The 15,882-nt window shown below is 70.3% G+C and carries 12 protein-coding genes; 8 read left to right on the plus strand and 4 right to left on the minus strand.

The window, feature by feature from the left end; genetic code table 11:
• Positions 1-33 precede the first annotated feature (33 nt).
• The 4 genes from HNR51_RS14950 to HNR51_RS14965 all read right to left on the minus strand — a co-directional run bounded on the left by HNR51_RS14950 (position 34) and on the right by HNR51_RS14965 (position 7,610).
• Positions 34-3,204 carry an efflux RND transporter permease subunit gene (locus HNR51_RS14950; protein WP_182555451.1) on the minus strand — a complete coding sequence of 1,057 codons (3,171 nt, stop codon included), beginning with the start codon at positions 3,202-3,204 and terminating at the stop codon, positions 34-36.
• Between the two features lie 100 nt (positions 3,205-3,304).
• Entirely contained in the window at positions 3,305-4,531 is a 1,227-nt protein-coding gene (locus HNR51_RS14955; protein ID WP_239681631.1) for an efflux RND transporter periplasmic adaptor subunit, read from the minus strand.
• 310 nt (positions 4,532-4,841) lie between these two features.
• Positions 4,842-6,647 carry a translation elongation factor 4 gene (lepA, locus tag HNR51_RS14960; RefSeq protein ID WP_012453102.1) on the minus strand — a complete coding sequence of 602 codons (1,806 nt, stop codon included), beginning with the start codon at positions 6,645-6,647 and terminating at the stop codon, positions 4,842-4,844.
• Between the two features lie 150 nt (positions 6,648-6,797).
• Complete coding sequence (locus HNR51_RS14965; RefSeq protein ID WP_182555452.1) at positions 6,798-7,610, minus strand: HugZ family pyridoxamine 5'-phosphate oxidase; 813 nt, start codon at positions 7,608-7,610, stop codon at positions 6,798-6,800.
• A gap of 530 nt (positions 7,611-8,140) precedes the next feature.
• On the opposite strand from HNR51_RS14965, the gene HNR51_RS14970 reads away from it, so the two are divergent.
• From HNR51_RS14970 to HNR51_RS15005, 8 genes are all read left to right on the plus strand, one after another.
• Entirely contained in the window at positions 8,141-8,854 is a 714-nt protein-coding gene (locus tag HNR51_RS14970) for a response regulator transcription factor (RefSeq protein ID WP_003606011.1), read from the plus strand.
• A 28-nt stretch (positions 8,855-8,882) separates the two neighbouring features.
• Complete coding sequence (locus HNR51_RS14975) at positions 8,883-10,733, plus strand: sensor histidine kinase (protein ID WP_012453100.1); 1,851 nt, start codon at positions 8,883-8,885, stop codon at positions 10,731-10,733.
• Complete coding sequence (locus tag HNR51_RS14980) at positions 10,730-11,257, plus strand: HPr kinase/phosphorylase (protein WP_182555453.1); 528 nt, start codon at positions 10,730-10,732, stop codon at positions 11,255-11,257. Before HNR51_RS14975 ends, HNR51_RS14980 begins: the two co-directional genes overlap by 4 nt.
• A 125-nt stretch (positions 11,258-11,382) precedes the next feature.
• On the plus strand, positions 11,383-11,784 hold the full coding sequence (locus tag HNR51_RS14985; protein ID WP_012453098.1) for a PTS sugar transporter subunit IIA: 402 nt from the start codon (positions 11,383-11,385) through the stop codon (positions 11,782-11,784).
• A gap of 142 nt (positions 11,785-11,926) precedes the next feature.
• The gene (locus HNR51_RS14990) at positions 11,927-12,250 is read left to right on the plus strand and encodes an HPr family phosphocarrier protein (RefSeq protein WP_012453097.1); all 324 of its coding nucleotides are present in this window, start codon (positions 11,927-11,929) and stop codon (positions 12,248-12,250) included.
• A 264-nt stretch (positions 12,251-12,514) separates the two neighbouring features.
• Entirely contained in the window at positions 12,515-13,609 is a 1,095-nt protein-coding gene (locus HNR51_RS14995) for a glycosyltransferase family 4 protein (protein ID WP_182555454.1), read from the plus strand.
• Positions 13,610-13,613: 4 nt separating this feature from the next.
• A complete protein-coding gene (locus HNR51_RS15000; protein WP_182555455.1) occupies positions 13,614-14,732 on the plus strand; it encodes a glycosyltransferase family 2 protein in 1,119 nt (372 codons plus the stop codon).
• Between the two features lie 39 nt (positions 14,733-14,771).
• On the plus strand, positions 14,772-15,845 hold the full coding sequence (locus HNR51_RS15005) for a glycosyltransferase family protein (protein ID WP_182555456.1): 1,074 nt from the start codon (positions 14,772-14,774) through the stop codon (positions 15,843-15,845).
• Positions 15,846-15,882 lie beyond the last annotated feature (37 nt).

Below are 15,882 nucleotides of genomic sequence, written 5' to 3' on the forward strand. Positions count from 1 at the left end.
AGTCTTGCGGAGCCTCGGTTTCGATCCGTCCCCTCAATGCGCCCCGGCGTGGGTATGCCCCTGCGCCGCCGCGACCCGGTCCGAGGCCTCCGAATGCACGGCGGGCTTGCGGCGCGAGAAGGTGAGGATCAGCACCGGCAGCACCAGCAGGATCAGGAAGGGCGCGAGCGCCATGCCGCCCACCACCACCAGCGCCAGCGGCTTCTGCACCTGCGAGCCGACGCCGGTGGAGAAGGCTGCGGGCAGCAGCCCGACACCGGCCACCACGCAGGTCATCACCACCGGGCGCATCTGGGTGTAGCAGGTGCGCAGCATCGCCGGCACGCGCGCGACGCCCGCGGCCAGGAGGTCGTTGTAGAAGGACAGCACGATGATGCCGTCCATCACCGCAATGCCGAGCAGCGCGATGAAGCCGATCGCCGCCGAGACGCTGAACGAGGTGCCGGTGAGCGACAGCGCCAGGATGCCGCCGGCCATCGCCATCGGGATCACGCTGAGCGCCAGCAGCGAGTCGATCACGGACGAGAAGTTCATGAACAGCAGGATCGCGATGATGCCCACCGCGATCGGCACGGTCACGGAGAGGCGGGCGATCGCGCCCTTCATGTTGTTGAACTCGCCCACCAGCTCCAGCCGGTAGCCCGGCGGCAGCTTCACCTCGTTGGCGACGCGGGCGCGCGCCTCCTCGATGGTGCTGCCGAGATCGCGTCCGCGCACGGAGAACTTCACCGGCAGGTAGCGCTCCTGCGCCTCGCGGTAGATGTAGGCCGGCCCGGAGACGAGTTCGACCCGCGCCACCGCGCTCAAGGGAAACTGCACGGGGGCGCCGTTGGCCGGGCTCTGGCCGGCGATGCGCAGGTTGGCGATCGCCTCGATGCTCTGGCGGAACTGCGGCTGCAGCCGCACCATGATCGGGTAGTGCCGCTCGGAACCGGGATCGTAGAGGTCGCCGGCCGAGTCGCCGCCGATGGCGGTGCGCACCGTGGTGTTGATGTCGCCCGGCGTCAGGCCGTAGCGGGCGGCGCGCACCCGATCGACGTCGATCTCGATCGTCGGCTGGCCGAGCGACTGGAACACCGCGAGATCCTCGACGCCGTGGATCGTCCCGAGAACCCGCTGCACCTGCTTGGCCGTGTCGGTGAGGGTCTGCAGATCGGGCCCGAAGATCTTGAACGAGTTCTCGCCCTTGATGCCGGAGACCGCCTCGGCGACGTTGTCCTGAAGGTACTGCGACAGGTTGAAATCGACGCCGGGGAAGGCCGCCTGGAGCTTGTGCAGCATCTCCTCCGTGAGCGCCTCCTTGTCGATGCCGGGGCGCCACTGGTCCAGCGGCTTCATCGGCGCGAAGAACTCGGCGTTGAAGAAGCCGGCCGCGTCGGTGCCGTCGTCGGGGCGCCCGTGCTGCGAGACCACGCGCTCGACCTCCGGGATCTGGGCGATGATCTTGCGCATCTCGTTGACGTAGCCGTTGCTCTCCCGCAGCGAGATCGTCGCCGGCATGGTGGCGCGAACCCAGAGGTTGCCCTCCTCAAGCTTCGGCAGGAACTCCGAGCCGAGATTGCGCGCGGCCAGGCCGACGCCGACGGCGATCAGCGCAACGCAGGCCACCGTGACGAGCCGGGCGCCGAGCGCCGCGCGCACCGCCGGGCGGTAGAGCCGGTCAAGGATGCGGACCAGGATCGTCTCCTTCTCCTCGATATGGGCGGGCAGAAGGTAGGCGGCGAGCGCGGGCGTGACCGTGAAGGTGGCGATCAGGCCGCCGAGCAGGGCGTAGGCGTAGGTCGTCGCCATCGGCCCGAAGATGTGGCCCTCGACGCCGGTGAGCGTGAACAGCGGCAGGAAGCCGGTGACGATGATCGCCGCCGCGAAGAAGATCGAGCGGCTGACGTCACCGGCTGCGAGCGCGATGCGCCCGGATTTCGCGTCGAGCCCCGGCGGCGGGTAGCCCGGAATGCCGTGGCCGGAGAGGCGGCGGAAGATCGCCTCGACCATGATCACGGTGCCGTCGACGATGAGGCCGAAATCGAGCGCGCCGACCGAGAGCAGGTTGGCGGATTCGTCGCGCGCCACGAGGATGACGACGGCGAAGAACAGGGCGAAGGGGATCGTCGCCACGACGATGAGCGCCGAGCGGAGATTGCCGAGGAACAGCCACTGGATCGCGAGGATCAAGAGGATGCCGACCACCATGTTGTGCAGCACGGTGTGGGTCGTCACCGCGATCAGGTCGGCGCGGTCGTAGATGCGCTCGATCTTCACCCCCGGCGGCAGGATGCCGGCGGCCTCGATCTTGGCGACCTCTGCCTTCACGGCTTCGATGGACGGCGTGCTCTTCTCGCCGCGGCGCATGAGGACGATGCCCTGGACGATGTCGTCCTCGTCGTTCATCCCGGCGATGCCGAGCCGCGGCTGGTGGCCGATGGTGACGGTGGCAATGTCCTTCACCAGCACCGGCGCGCCGCCGACCTGGGTCAGCACCGTGCCGTTGATGTCGTCCACGTCGCGGATCAGGCCGACCGCGCGCACCACCGCCGACTGGCCGCCGATGGCGACGCGGTTGCCGCCGACATTGAGGTTGCTGTCGTTGAGGGTCTTGACCACGTTCGAGAGGGTCAGGCCGTAGGCCATCAGCCGGTCGAGATCGACCGAGAGCTCGATGGTCTTGGTCTTGCCGCCCCAGCCGATGGCATCGATCACGCCCGGCACCGCGCGGAAGCGCTTCTTCAGCACCCATTCCTGGAGCGTGCGCAGGTCGAGCACGCTGTAGCCGGCAGGCGCCGTGAGCTTGTAGCGGAAGATCTCGCCGATCGGGCTGATCGGCGAGATGGTGGGCTTGGCACCCGCCGGCAGCGGATCGAGCTGCTGGAGGCGGTTCAGCACCTGCTGCTCGGCCTGGAGGTAGTCGAACTCGAAGCCGAACTGCAGCTTCACGTCGGACAGGCCGTAGAGCGAGATCGTGCGCACTTGGCGCAGGTTCGGCATCCCCGAGGTGATGCGCTCGATCGGGATCGTGACGTAGCGCTCGATCTCTTCCGCCGAGAGGCCGTCGGTCTGCGTGACGACATCGACCATGGGCGGGGTCGGGTCGGGATAGGCCTCGATGTTGAGGTTCTGGAAGGCGGCCAGGCCCCCCACCACGAACAGCACGAAGGCGAGGATGACGAGGGGGCGCTGCCGGAGCGCGAGCGCGACGATGCCGTTCATGAGGTCGGTTCCAGCCTCGCGCCGTCGGGCGCGGCCGGGGACGGCCCCGGCTCGGAATGCTTGGTGTTTTCGCTGAAGGGTCGGGCGGCTGGGCTCTCTCTCAGCCCGGCTGGTCGGTCATGCCGTCGATGAACAGGGCGCCCTTCGAGATCACCCGCTCGCCGACCGACAGACCTTCCGTGACCTCGATGTCGTTGCCGTCGAGGAAACCGGTCTTGACCGGGCGGCTCTCCACGGTGTTGCCGGCGCCGAGCACCCAGACCCGCGCCTTGTCGCCCTCGAAGATCACCGCCTGCCGCGGCACCGCGCGGGAGACGGTCTCGCGCTCGTTGATGATGTGGACGCTGGCATACATCTCGGGCTTCAGGAGGCCCTTGGAATTATCGACCTCCGCCCGCACGACGATGCGGCGCGTGGCCGGATCGACCGAGGCGCCGATGTAGTTGATGCGGCTCTCGAAGGTCTGGTTCGGATAGGCGAGGGTCCGGAAGCGGATGCGCTCGCCGAGATCGACCTTGGCCGCATCGGTCTCGCGCAACTGCGCCACGATCCAGATCCGGCCGAGATCGCCGATGACGTAGGAGGGGTCGCCGCCGCCGGTGTTGATGTACTGGCCCGGGCCGATCTTGCGCTGGATCACGGTGCCGGAGAGCGGCGCGTAGATCGTCGTCTCGGGGTTGATCGCACCCTTGGTCTGGAGCGCGGTCATGTCCCCGTCCTTGAGGCCGAGGATGCGGAGGCGGTTGCGCACCGCCTCCAGGCCGACCTCCGCCGTCTTGGCGTCATTCTGCGCGGTGGCGAGGTCGTTCTGCGCCGTCTGCAATTCCTTCAGCGTGGTGACGCGGGAATCGTAGAGGTCGTGCAGGCGCTTCTCGTTGTTGGTGGCGTAGGAGAGCTGCGAGCGCGACTTGTTGAGCACGTTCAGCGCCGCGAGGAAGTCGTTCTGCGCCTGGACCATCTCGTTGGCCTGGAGCGAGAACAGCTTGTCGCCCTGGCGGACCTGCTCGCCGGAGCGGGCGAAGATGGTGATGACCCGGCCCGCATAGGGCGAGAAGACGGGCGTCGCGCGGTACTCGTCGACGCTGATCTTCCCCTCGGTGGCGATGTCCTCGTAGAACAGGCGCTGCTCGACCGGCACGGTGGTGACGGTGGCGAGCTGGCTGTCGGTGAGCACGAAGCGTCCCGACCCCGCACCCGGTGCGACGGCGGTCACCGCGGCCGGCGTCGGCACGGCGGCATCGACCTCCTTCGGGCGCCCGTACCACAGGGCGGCGGCTGCCCCCGCCCCCAGCACGCAGGCGACGAGGAGTTGTGTGCGCAGACGCATCGTCCGCGGCGTCAGATTATCCTCGTGCGCCCCGCCCATCGCGTTTTTGTCCCGATTCGACCCAGCGCCGCGCTTCAACGGATCGGCGCACAGCGTGCCGGTTGATTCGGCTTTCGCTTGCGCGCAACCGAAGCTCCCGAATTACGCCGTTACCGTGGCGGCTTGACCGGGGTATGACGGGATCGGTTTCTTACAAATGAAATATGGGCGCCGGTTTGAAACCGGCAGCGGGATTTTTTTCGAGCGTTGTTCGTGCCGCACCTTCGTAACGCCGGTGCGGCAAACGCGCCGCGAGCGTGAAACGCCTTCGTCAGTCGTCCATCTTCAGCGCGGCGATGAACGCCTCCTGCGGGATCTCCACGCGGCCGAACTGGCGCATGCGCTTCTTGCCTTCCTTCTGCTTGTCCAGCAGCTTGCGCTTGCGCGAGATGTCGCCGCCGTAGCACTTGGCGGTCACGTCCTTGGACAAAGCCCGGATGGTCTCGCGGGCGATGATCTTGCCGCCGATCGCCGCCTGGACCGGGATCTGGAACAGGTGACGCGGGATCAGGTCCTTCAGCTTCTCGCACATCGCCCGGCCGCGGCTCTCGGCGCGGGTGCGGTGGACGAGCATGGACAGCGCGTCCACCGGCTCGGCGTTGACCAGGATCGACATCTTCACGAGGTCGCCCTCGCGATAGTCGGAGACGTGGTAGTCGAAGGAGGCGTAGCCCTTCGAGATCGACTTCAGCCGGTCGTAGAAATCGAACACCACCTCGTTGAGCGGCAGGTCGTAGACGACCATGGCCCGCTTGCCGACGTAGTTGAGGTCGATCTGGATGCCGCGCCGGTCCTGGCACAGCTTCAAGACGCCGCCGAGATAATCGTCGGGCGTGAGGATCGTGGCGCGGATCCACGGCTCCTCGACGGTCTCGATCTTCATCGGGTCCGGCATGTCGGCCGGGTTGTGCAGCTCCTTGAGCTCGCCGTCGCGCATCATCAGTCGGTAGACGACCGACGGCGCGGTCGAGATCAGGTCGAGATTGAACTCGCGCTCCAGGCGCTCCTGGATGATCTCGAGGTGGAGGAGCCCGAGGAAGCCGCAGCGGAAGCCGAAGCCCAGCGCGGCCGAGGTCTCCATCTCGTAGGAGAAGCTCGCATCGTTGAGGCGCAGCTTGCCCATGGCGCCGCGCAGGTTCTCGAAGTCGGCGGCGTCCACGGGGAACAGGCCGCAGAACACCACCGCCTGGACCTCCTTGAAGCCCGGCAGCATCTGCGTGGTCTGGCGCTTGTCCTCGGTGATGGTGTCGCCGACGCGGGTGTCGGCCACCTCCTTGATCGAGCCGGTGAAGAAGCCGACCTCGCCGGGCCCGAGCTCGCCGATATCGGCCATCTTCGGGCGGAACACGCCGATGCGGTCGACGCCGTAGGCCGCATCGGCGCCCATCATGCGGATGGTCATGCCCTTCTTGAGCACGCCATCGACGATGCGCACCAGCACGACGACGCCGAGATAGACGTCGTACCAGGAATCGACGAGGAGCGCCTTGAGCGGCGCCTCGCGGTCGCCCTTGGGCGGGGGCAGGCGCTTGACGATGGCTTCCAGCACCGCCTCGATGTTAAGGCCGGTCTTGGCCGAGATCGGCACCGCCTCGGAGGCGTCGAGGCCGATCACCTCCTCGATCTGCTCCTTCACCCGGTCGGGCTCGGCAGCCGGCAGATCGACCTTGTTGAGGACGGGCACGATCTCGTGGTTGGCGTCGAGCGCCTGATAGACGTTGGCGAGCGTCTGCGCCTCGACGCCCTGCGAGGCATCGACCACCAGCAGCGAGCCCTCGCAGGCCGCGAGCGAGCGCGACACCTCGTAGGCGAAGTCGACGTGGCCGGGCGTGTCCATCAGGTTGAGGACGTAATCCTGGCCGTCCTCCGCCTTGTATTCGAGGCGGACGGTGTTGGCCTTGATGGTGATGCCGCGCTCGCGCTCGATGTCCATCGAGTCGAGCATCTGCTCGCTCATGTCGCGCAGCGCCACGGTGCCGGTCTGCTGGATCAGCCGGTCGGCAAGCGTCGACTTGCCGTGGTCGATATGCGCGACGATGGAGAAGTTGCGGATGTTGTCGATGGTGCGCGTGGTCATCAGGGTCTCCGGCACGGCGAACCCGTTGCGGGCTGGCGCGGCGCACGGCAGGTCTGTCGGGATTGGCCGGGCCGGGAATAGCAGCGGCGGGCACGCGCGCCAAGGCGGGCGGAGGCCGCGGATTGCGCGGTTCCCGGCAAGATGGAGGCCTCAGGCCTCCGGATGAGGGGGCGGAGCGTCCGTTCCGGACCCCGCCCGCGCCGCGGCCGCCATCGCCACGAGGCTCTTGCGCAAGCTCCCCATGTCGCGCACCGGCTCGGGATAGAGCACCCGCGCCGTGCGCTCGCCGGCCATCAGGTCGAGCCCTTCCGGGTCGAGCCCGGTGAGGCGCCAGCCGGTGCCGGGCTCGCCGGCCCCCGCGGCGTAGAGGGCGAGCGCGTCGGCGTGATCCGCGTTCATGTGCTCGACCGCGCCGCGCTCGCCCGCCACCAGAGCCTCGGCCCCGGTGAGGTCGAGCAGGAGTTCCGCGCTCGTCAGCGTCGCCGCCTTGGCAAAGCCCCCGTTGAGGTGGCCGGCCGCGGGCGCGAGGGTGAAGAAGCCGAAATCGGGGAAGTCGGCGTAGAGCTTGGCCTTCGGGTGGCGCGCCAGGAAGCGCTCGCGGATGCGCGGCTCTTCGGAGCGCGCCGCGCGGCCCGTCACGGTCAGGCGCGGATGGACGAGCGGGTCGCCCTTGCCGCCGACCGAGAACAGCAGCGAGGCGCGCGGATCCTTGTCCAGGTTGCGCGTATGCGCCGAGAGCCGCGAGAGCAGCATCAGGGGCGTGCCGTCGCTGTCGGTGGCCAGGGTGACGAGGGAGGCGAAGGGTGTGCCGTCGATGGCGTCGATGGTGGCGAGCGCCCCGGAGCGCACGCTGCGCAGCAGGTGCCGGGCAAGCCCGATCGCGTCGAACGGCGCCTCCGAGGCGGGCAGCGGTTCGGCCGGTCCGCGCCGTTGCTGCGCGGGCGGCATCGCGTCGTTGGCCATGAAAGCGTTCCTCCCCGGATTTCGGGAGAAGCATAGCGCGGCGCGGGGGGCGTGCAGAAGAGTTGGCTGCATGATGGGGGGCATGGGTGGGCGCGGCGCGTTGTCCTCTCCGCTCGCCCCGACAGCCGTTTCAACCGACCGGCTCTGGCATCCACGACCCTCCTCATGCCGAGGCGCCCGCGAGAGCGCGCCTCGAAGCACGGCCCGACGCTTCGTCTGGCGCAAGGGTGCCGTGGGACCGGCCGTTCAGGCGTGCTTCGAGGCCGAGCCTTGGCTCGGCACCTCGGCATGAGGAGCGAGGCGATTGCCGAAGCTGCAGCCTCAAAAGCGCCGTTGCAGGCGCCTCGCCATGCGCCGTGATACGGCCAAGCTTAGACTGCCGCTCGCTTTTTTCGAACGATGGTCGTAAAGGACGAGACCCGCCGCGACGGAGGGCGGCCCCGGTTTGCGGCGGCCGTGCACCCCCGTTGCGGGCCCGCCAAGGACGCGCCCGGGGCGGCGCGCGCGCCGCGTCAAGTCAGGGAAACTGCATGCCCACGATCGCCCTCGTCGATGACGACCGCAACATCCTGACCTCCGTCTCGATCGCGCTGGAGACCGAGGGCTACCGCATTCAGACCTACACCGACGGCGCCTCGGCGCTCGACGGGTTGCGTCACTCGCCCCCCGATCTCGCCATCTTCGACATCAAGATGCCGCGCATGGACGGGATGGAGCTTCTCAGACGCCTGCGGCAGAAATCGGACCTTCCCGTGATCTTCCTCACCTCGAAGGACGAGGAGATCGACGAATTGTTCGGCCTCAAGATGGGCGCGGACGACTTCATCCATAAGCCGTTCTCGCAGCGCCTGCTGGTGGAGCGGGTCAAGGCGGTGCTGCGCCGCTTCGCCCCGAAGGACGCCACGCCCGGCGCCGCCGCCCGGGAGGCGGATGCGGCCGCCCGCTCGCTCGAGCGCGGCCAGCTGATGATGGACCCCGAGCGCCACACCTGCACCTGGAAGGGCGAGCCGGTGACGCTCACCGTCACCGAGTTCCTGATCCTCCAGGCGCTGGCCCAGCGCCCCGGCGTCGTGAAGAGCCGCAACGCCCTGATGGACGCGGCCTACGACGATCAGGTCTATGTCGACGACCGCACCATCGACAGCCACATCAAGCGGCTGCGCAAGAAGTTCAAGGTGACGGACCAGAGCTTCGACATGATCGAGACGCTCTACGGCGTCGGCTACCGCTTCAAGGAGGGCTGAGGCGATTTTCCCGCGGTCCCGTCCGTCGATGCTCGCCCCCCTGTCCCGCCAGCCCGATTCCGATGAGACCCGCGCTCCCCGCGGCGTCCTCGCGCGGCTTGTCGGCTCCCTCACCCGCCCGCCGCTGACTTGGCCGCGCGATCTCTGGAACGCGGTCGGCCAGCGCGCCTCGTCGAGCCTGACGCGCCGCATCGTGGTGCTCAACCTCGTCGGGCTCATCGTCCTGCTGTTCGGCTTCCTCTACCTGAACCAGTTCCGCCAGGGGCTGATCCAGGCGCGCGTGCAGAGCCTGCTGATCCAGGGCGACATCATCGCCGGCGCCATCGCGGCGCAGGCCTCCGTCGACACCGACACGATCCGGGTCGATCCGGACAAGCTGCTGCAGCAGCAGGCCGGCGAGGGCCGCGACTTCGAGGACGATCCCGCCTCGCTCGCCTTCTCGCTCAACCCCGAGAAGGTCGCCCCCCTCCTGCGCCGCCTCGTGACGCCGACGGGCAACCGCGCCCGGGTCTACGACCGCGAAGGCAGCCTGCTGTTCGACACCCGCTCGCTCTACGCCCGCGGCGACATCGCCCGCAGCGACGCCGCGGTGAAGCCGCCCAAGCCCAACGTCCTGGAGCGGATCTGGGACTTCGTCGGCAATCGCATCCTCGGCCTCGTCGTCAGCGAGCGCTCGGCCCAGGAGGAGGCGGGTCCGCAGGACGGGCGTGCCTTCCGCGAGGTGCAAGCGGCCTTGAAGGGCTCGCGCGGCACCATCTCCCGCCGCAACGAGCGCGGCGAGACCATCGTCTCGGTGGCGGTGCCGATCCAGCGGGCCGGCTCGGTGCGCGGCGTGCTGATGGTCTCGACGCAGGGCGGCGACATCGACCGGGTGATCGCCTCCGAGCGCTTCGGCCTGCTCCAGGTGTTCCTCGTCGCGGCCGCCGTGATGCTGGTCCTGTCGATCCTGCTCGCGGGCGCCATCGCCGGGCCGGTGCGGCGGCTGGCCGATGCCGCCGAGCGGGTGCGCCGGGGCATCAAGTCGCGCCAGGAGATCCCGGACTTCACCAACCGCACCGACGAGATCGGCCATCTCTCCGGCGCGCTGCGCGACATGACCCAGGCGCTCTACCGCCGGCTCGACGCCATCGAGAGCTTCGCGGCGGATGTCAGCCACGAATTGAAGAACCCGCTCACCTCCCTGCGCAGCGCGGTCGAGACCCTGCCGCTGGCCAAGACCGACGAGTCGCGCGGCCGGCTCCTGCAGATCATCCAGCACGACGTGAAGCGCCTCGACCGGCTGATCTCCGACATCTCCGACGCTTCCCGCCTCGATGCCGAACTCGCCCGCGCCGAGGCGCGCCGGGTTGATCTCGGCAAGCTCCTCACCACCGTGACCTCGGTCGCCAACGAGCGGCGGCGCGGAAAGGCGGCGCTGATCCAGTTCGACATCGAGCGGCCGGGCGCCGAGATCGAGGACCCGTTCCGCATCATCGGCCACGACAGCCGGCTCGGGCAGGTCGTCAACAACCTGCTCGACAACGCCCGCTCGTTCTCGCCGCCCGGCGCCAAGGTGCGGGTGGCCCTGCGCCGCCTGAAGAACGAGGTCGAGTTCGTGGTCGAGGACGAGGGGCCGGGCATTCCCGAGCACGCGCTCGAACGGATCTTCGAGCGCTTCTATACCGACCGGCCGGAACAGGGCTTCGGCCAGAATTCCGGCCTTGGCCTGTCGATCTCACGGCAGATCATCCAGGCCCATCACGGCACGATCCGCGCCGAGAACCGCCCCGGCCCGGCCGACGAGGAGGGACAGCCGACGGTGCGCGGCGCCCGCTTCATCGTCCGCCTGCCCGTGGCCCCCCGGGCGGACCGCTACGGCGAGGACGACCTCGCCGCATGAGCGGGGCGGGTGCGCCTGCGGACGCGCGGTTTGGAGAGACGGTGCACGCGAGCTGCGTGCTCCTCGACGAGGCCGGGGTGCTGATCCGCGGGCCGTCCGGATCGGGCAAGTCCGCGCTCTGCCTTGCGCTCCTCGACCGCTCCTTCCTGGAGGGGCGCCATGCCCGCCTCGTCGGCGACGACCGCATCCGGCTGGAGGCGCATCACGGCCGCCTCGTGGCCCGGCCCCACCCGGCGCTCGCCGGGCTGATCGAGATCCGCGGTCTCGGCATCCGCCGTCTCGCGGCGCACGCACCGGCCGCGGTGCTGCGCCTCGTGGTCGATCTGTCGGCGCCGGCCGAGCGCATGCCTGACGACTTGCCCGAGGCGCCCGCGACGGCCCTGATCCTCGGCGTCGCACTCCCGCGCCTCGTCCTTGAACCGCGTCATCCCCGCGAATACCTGATTCGGGAGGCGCTACAGGCCGGCGTGGCAATGCGGACGCACCCGGCCGCTCTCGTGCCCGGTGGCGCCCGCGATGTGTAGCGCGGTTGCCGCGGCCATGTCATGGTGAGGCCGTCGTGTCGCGCAAAACGACGCGACCCGCTTGCGCTTCACCTTGCGCTGCACAAGATGGCGTCTCCGCTCACAGGGCGTTGGAACACGCTTCGATGATTGGAATGGTGCTCGTCACCCACGGGCTGTTGGCGACCGAGTTCAAGGCCGCCCTGGAGCATGTCGTCGGCCCCCAACGGCAGGTCGAGACGATCACGATCGGCCCGGAGGACGACATGGAGCTGCGCCGCGGCGACATCATGTCCGCCGTCGGCCGGGTCAATTCCGGTCAGGGCGTCGTGGTTCTTACCGACATGTTCGGCGGCACCCCGTCGAACCTCGCCCTGTCGTGTATGAACGGCGGCCAGGTCGAGGTGGTCGCCGGAATCAATCTGCCGATGCTGATCAAGCTCGCCAGCGTCCGCGAGGCCGAGAGTCTCGGCGACGCCGTCCTCCACGCGCAGGAGGCGGGCCGCAAGTACATCAACGTCGCCTCGCGGGTTCTTGCGGGCAAGTAGCCGGGCAAGTCGCCCGATCTCCCCGCCGCACGGCCTTTTCTTCGCCCCGCTCCCGGCTTAACCACGTCGTCCCGCACCCGGAAACGGCACGCCGACGCGTTGCCGGTCCGCAGGAGGCGGCGGGGAGGGAGTGCCGGAGGCGATGAGCGAGAGCGTGGACGGCGAGGTCGAGCCGCAGCCGGAGGTGCCCGAGGGCGGCCTCGTCCGGATCCTGCCGATCATCAACCGCCGTGGCCTGCACGCCCGCGCCTCGGCGAAGTTCGTGCAGACGGTGGAGCGCTTTTCCGCCGCCGTCACCGTGACCCGCGCCGGCGAGACCGTCGGCGGGCGCTCGATCATGGGCCTGCTGACCCTGGGGGCGGCCAAGGGCACCACCATCGCCGTGGTCGCCGTGGGCGATGACGCGGGCGATGCCCTCGACGCGATCGCGGCGCTGCTCGCCGACAAGTTCGGCGAGGACGAGTAGCTCTCTCTCGATCAGCCTGCGAGGCTGTGCGGCCTTTTCGGGAAGGCGCGCCCCGGCTCGCCGCGCCATACCTAGCCCTGGTCCTGGCTCCGATCGGCAGCCGGGGCTTCGTGGCCGCCTGCGTCACTTTTATTCCTTTAGCCCGCCCTTTCCTGAAGGGTTCGTTCATCGGGCGTTCCTAGAGCCTGAGCGATGGTGCAGGTTCAAGCCTGGCCATTGGACTTCTTCCGGAGTCCACCGCGCCGCCGACGTCGGACAACGCCCTTGAAGATCGCCGTCATCGCACATCTCAAGTTCCCGATCGGACAGCCCTATCTGGGCGGCCTGGAGATGCACACGCATCACTTGGCCGGCGCGCTGCGGGCGCGGGGCCACCGGGTCACCCTCTTCGCTTCCGAAGGCTCCGATCCGGCGCTGGTGCCCGACCCCGTCTGCCCGCCCACCGGCGACGCTCTGGGCGATCCGGTGGCCTGCGAGCGGATCGAGCGGGCCGAGCTCGTGGCCTATGAGCGCATCATGGAGGCGGTCGCCCGCGGCGGCTTCGACATCGTGCACAACAACAGCCTGCACGACCTGCCCCTGCGCGCGAGCAACACGCTCGCCGTGCCGATGACGACCGCGCTCCACACCCCGCCCTTCGAGTCCCTGGCCGAGGGCGTGCGGGCGGCCAAGCCCGGCATGATCTTCGCCGCCGTCTCGCCCTCGCTGGCGCAGGAATGGCAGAGCCTCGTTCCGGATGCCCGCATCATCGGCAACGGCATCGACCTCTCGACCTTCGCCTTCAGCCCGGCGGCGGACCCGGCCGACTACGTGTTCTGGAGCGGGCGGATCGTGCCGGAGAAGGGCACGCATCTGGCCATCGACGCGGCGCGCCGGGCCGGGATGCGCCTGCGCTTCGCCGGTCCGCAGCCGAACCCGCGCTACTGGAACGAGTGGATCGCCCCCCGGCTCGGGGAGGACGTGACCTATGTCGGTCATCTCTCCCATCGCGAGCTGGCGCGCCAGCTCGGCGGCGCGCGGGCGGCCATCGTCTCGCCGCGCTGGGAGGAGCCGTTCGGTCTCGTCGTCGCCGAGGCGCTCGCCTGCGGCACGCCGGTCGCCGCCTTCGGCCGCGGCGCGATCCCCGACATCCTCGATCGCCATTCCGGCGCACTCGCCCCGGCCGACGACGTGGCGGCGCTCGCCCGCGCGATCCAGCGTGCCGTCGGGCTCGACCGCCGCGCCTGCCGCCGCCGGGCCGAGACGCTCTACGACGCCCAGGTGATGACCGACGGATACGAGGAACTCTACCGCGAGGTGCTGGCCGGCGCGCCCGCCAACCGCTCCCGCGCCGCCGTCTTCGAACGCCCGGCGGCCTGACGCCATGACGACGGCGACCCCGACCTCCGCGCCGAAATCCGATCCGAACAGCCCGGCGGTCGTCTGCATCCCGGCCCGCAACGAGGCCGAGCGCCTGCCGCGCCTGCTGCGGGCGCTCGCCGCGCAGCACGGATACGCGGCGGATGCGCCCCTCAGGGTCGTCGTCGTCGTCAACAACTGCACCGACGGCACGGCCGAGGCGGTGCGTGCCCTCGACGCTTCGGGCGCGCTCGCCAGCCTGGCGCTGCGCCTGATCGAGGCGACGTTTGCCGCAGACGAGGCCCATGTCGGCACCGCCCGGCGCCGCGCCCTCGATGCGGGTGCCGCGTGGCTGGAGGACGAGGGCGCACCGGACGGCGTGCTGCTCACCACCGATGCCGATGCGCGGCTCGCCCCCGGATGGGTCGCAGCGAACCTGCGCGCGCTGGAGAGGGCCGAGATCGTCGGTGGCCGCCTCGTGATCGACGACGAGGGGGCGGCGGATCCCGCGCTCGCGGCCTTCCACGCGCGGGTCGAGCGCTACTGGTCGGGCGTGCGCGCCCTCGAGGATGCCCTCGATCCGCCGCCCCATGATCCCGCGCCGCGCCACGGCGACCATACCGGCGGCAGCCTTGCCCTGCGGGCCTCGCTCTACCGCGCGGTGGGCGGCCTGCCGGTCCTGCCCCGCGGCGAGGACAACGCCCTCGTCGCCGCCGTGCAGCGGGCGGGCGGGCGCCTGCGCCACTGCCCCGACGTGGCGGTGCGCGTCTCCGCCCGCACCGCCGGAAGGGCCGAGGGCGGCATGGCCACCGAGATGCTGCGCCGCGCCCGCGTCGTGCGCGACGGCGAGGCCTACCGCCTGCCGGTGGCCGCGCATTGGGAAACCGTCATCCTGCGCCGGGCGGCCCTGCGCCGGGCCTATCGCGAGGGCGCCGACCCCGCCGTGCTGCGGGGGCTCGGGCTCGATGCCGACGACCTCGCCGCCATCGACGTCGCGGCCTGCCCCAACGACATCGCCTTCGTCGAGCGCGCCCATGCCCGCCTGGAGGCGCGGGACGGCGCCGCCCCGGAATGCGGCCTCGACGAGGCGTTGGCGGCGCTCGAACACCGTGCCGCCGCCCTGCGGCGCGACCGGGCGGCCTGAGATGCGCCCCGCCGCCCACCGCCTCGTTTCGGAGCGTGCATGACGCGTCCGCTCGGCTACTACGTCCATCATCAGGGGGCCGGGCATCTGCAGCGGGCGATCGCGCTGTCGCGGGCCCTCGAGACGCTGGGGCGGCCCTGCACGCTGATGGGCAGCTTCGCCGGCCTCGACACCACGGGCGCCCCGGGGCCCGTTCTCGACCTACCCGACGACCGCCTCGACCGCAGCTTCGACGGGCGGGACGGTGCGGGGCAGCGCCCCGAATGCTTCCACTACGTGCCGCTCAACCATCCTGGCATCCGCGCGCGGATGGGGCGGATCGCCGCCTGGGCGGCGCAGAACGACCCGGCGCTGATCGTCGTTGACGTCTCGGCGGAGGTGGCGCTGCTCGCCCGGCTGCTGTCGGTGCCGAGCCTCGTGGTGCGCTTGTCCGGCACCCGCACCGACCGGCCGCATTTAGAGGCGTTCCGCGCCGCCTCGCGCCTGCTCGCCCCCTTCCCCGAAGCCCTGGACGGCGGCGACGTGCCGGATTGGGTGCGCGAAAAGACCCTCTATGGCGGCTTCCTCGGGGGGGCGCCCGCGCGGGCGGCGCCGGAGGAGGATGGGCGCATCGTCGTGGTGTTCGGCCGCGGCGGCGAGGGCGGGCGCCTGGACGCCCTGATCGAGGCCGCCGGAGCCGTGCCGGACCGTGCGTGGCATGTGCTCGGCCCGGTCGTCGGAACGGGCTCGGCCCCGCAAAACCTCCACCTGCATGGATGGGTCACGGATGTGCGCCCGCACCTCGCCCCCGCCGCCCTCGTGGTCGGGGGCGCGGGCGACGGGCTCGTCACCGCGGTGGCGGCCCTCGGCAAGCGCTTCCTGTGCCTGCCCGAGCCCCGCGCCTATGACGAGCAGGAGGCCAAGGCGCAGGCGCTGGAGCGGCTCGGCGCAGCGGTGGTGCATCGCGGCTGGCCGGAGACGGGCGCCTGGGCCGACCTCGTCACCCGCGGCCTCGCCCTCGATCCGGACGTCGTCCGGCGCCTTGCCGAGCCCGATGCGCTGACGCGCACGGCGGCGGCGATCGAGGCTCTGTGTCGGGATGCGGGTTGCACCCCTTCGGAACGCGAGCCTTGAAGGGGGACACGCGGTCATCGCGACCAGCGAGGAGCCC

It is taken from the genome of Methylorubrum thiocyanatum (assembly GCA_014138645.1).
Lineage (GTDB): Bacteria > Pseudomonadota > Alphaproteobacteria > Rhizobiales > Beijerinckiaceae > Methylobacterium > Methylobacterium thiocyanatum.

What these genes read in the sequence shown, in the direction of transcription:
- HNR51_RS14950 (WP_182555451.1), bottom strand. Translation starts at nt 3,204, where the DNA reads ATGAACGGCATCGTCGCGCTCGCGCTCCGGCAGCGCCCCCTCGTCATC.
- HNR51_RS14955 (WP_239681631.1), bottom strand. Translation starts at nt 4,531, where the DNA reads ATGCGTCTGCGCACACAACTCCTCGTCGCCTGCGTGCTGGGGGCGGGG.
- lepA (WP_012453102.1), bottom strand. Translation starts at nt 6,647, where the DNA reads ATGACCACGCGCACCATCGACAACATCCGCAACTTCTCCATCGTCGCG.
- HNR51_RS14965 (WP_182555452.1), bottom strand. Translation starts at nt 7,610, where the DNA reads ATGGCCAACGACGCGATGCCGCCCGCGCAGCAACGGCGCGGACCGGCC.
- HNR51_RS14970 (WP_003606011.1), top strand. Translation starts at nt 8,141, where the DNA reads ATGCCCACGATCGCCCTCGTCGATGACGACCGCAACATCCTGACCTCC.
- HNR51_RS14975 (WP_012453100.1), top strand. Translation starts at nt 8,883, where the DNA reads ATGCTCGCCCCCCTGTCCCGCCAGCCCGATTCCGATGAGACCCGCGCT.
- HNR51_RS14980 (WP_182555453.1), top strand. Translation starts at nt 10,730, where the DNA reads ATGAGCGGGGCGGGTGCGCCTGCGGACGCGCGGTTTGGAGAGACGGTG.
- HNR51_RS14985 (WP_012453098.1), top strand. Translation starts at nt 11,383, where the DNA reads ATGATTGGAATGGTGCTCGTCACCCACGGGCTGTTGGCGACCGAGTTC.
- HNR51_RS14990 (WP_012453097.1), top strand. Translation starts at nt 11,927, where the DNA reads ATGAGCGAGAGCGTGGACGGCGAGGTCGAGCCGCAGCCGGAGGTGCCC.
- HNR51_RS15000 (WP_182555455.1), top strand. Translation starts at nt 13,614, where the DNA reads ATGACGACGGCGACCCCGACCTCCGCGCCGAAATCCGATCCGAACAGC.
- HNR51_RS15005 (WP_182555456.1), top strand. Translation starts at nt 14,772, where the DNA reads ATGACGCGTCCGCTCGGCTACTACGTCCATCATCAGGGGGCCGGGCAT.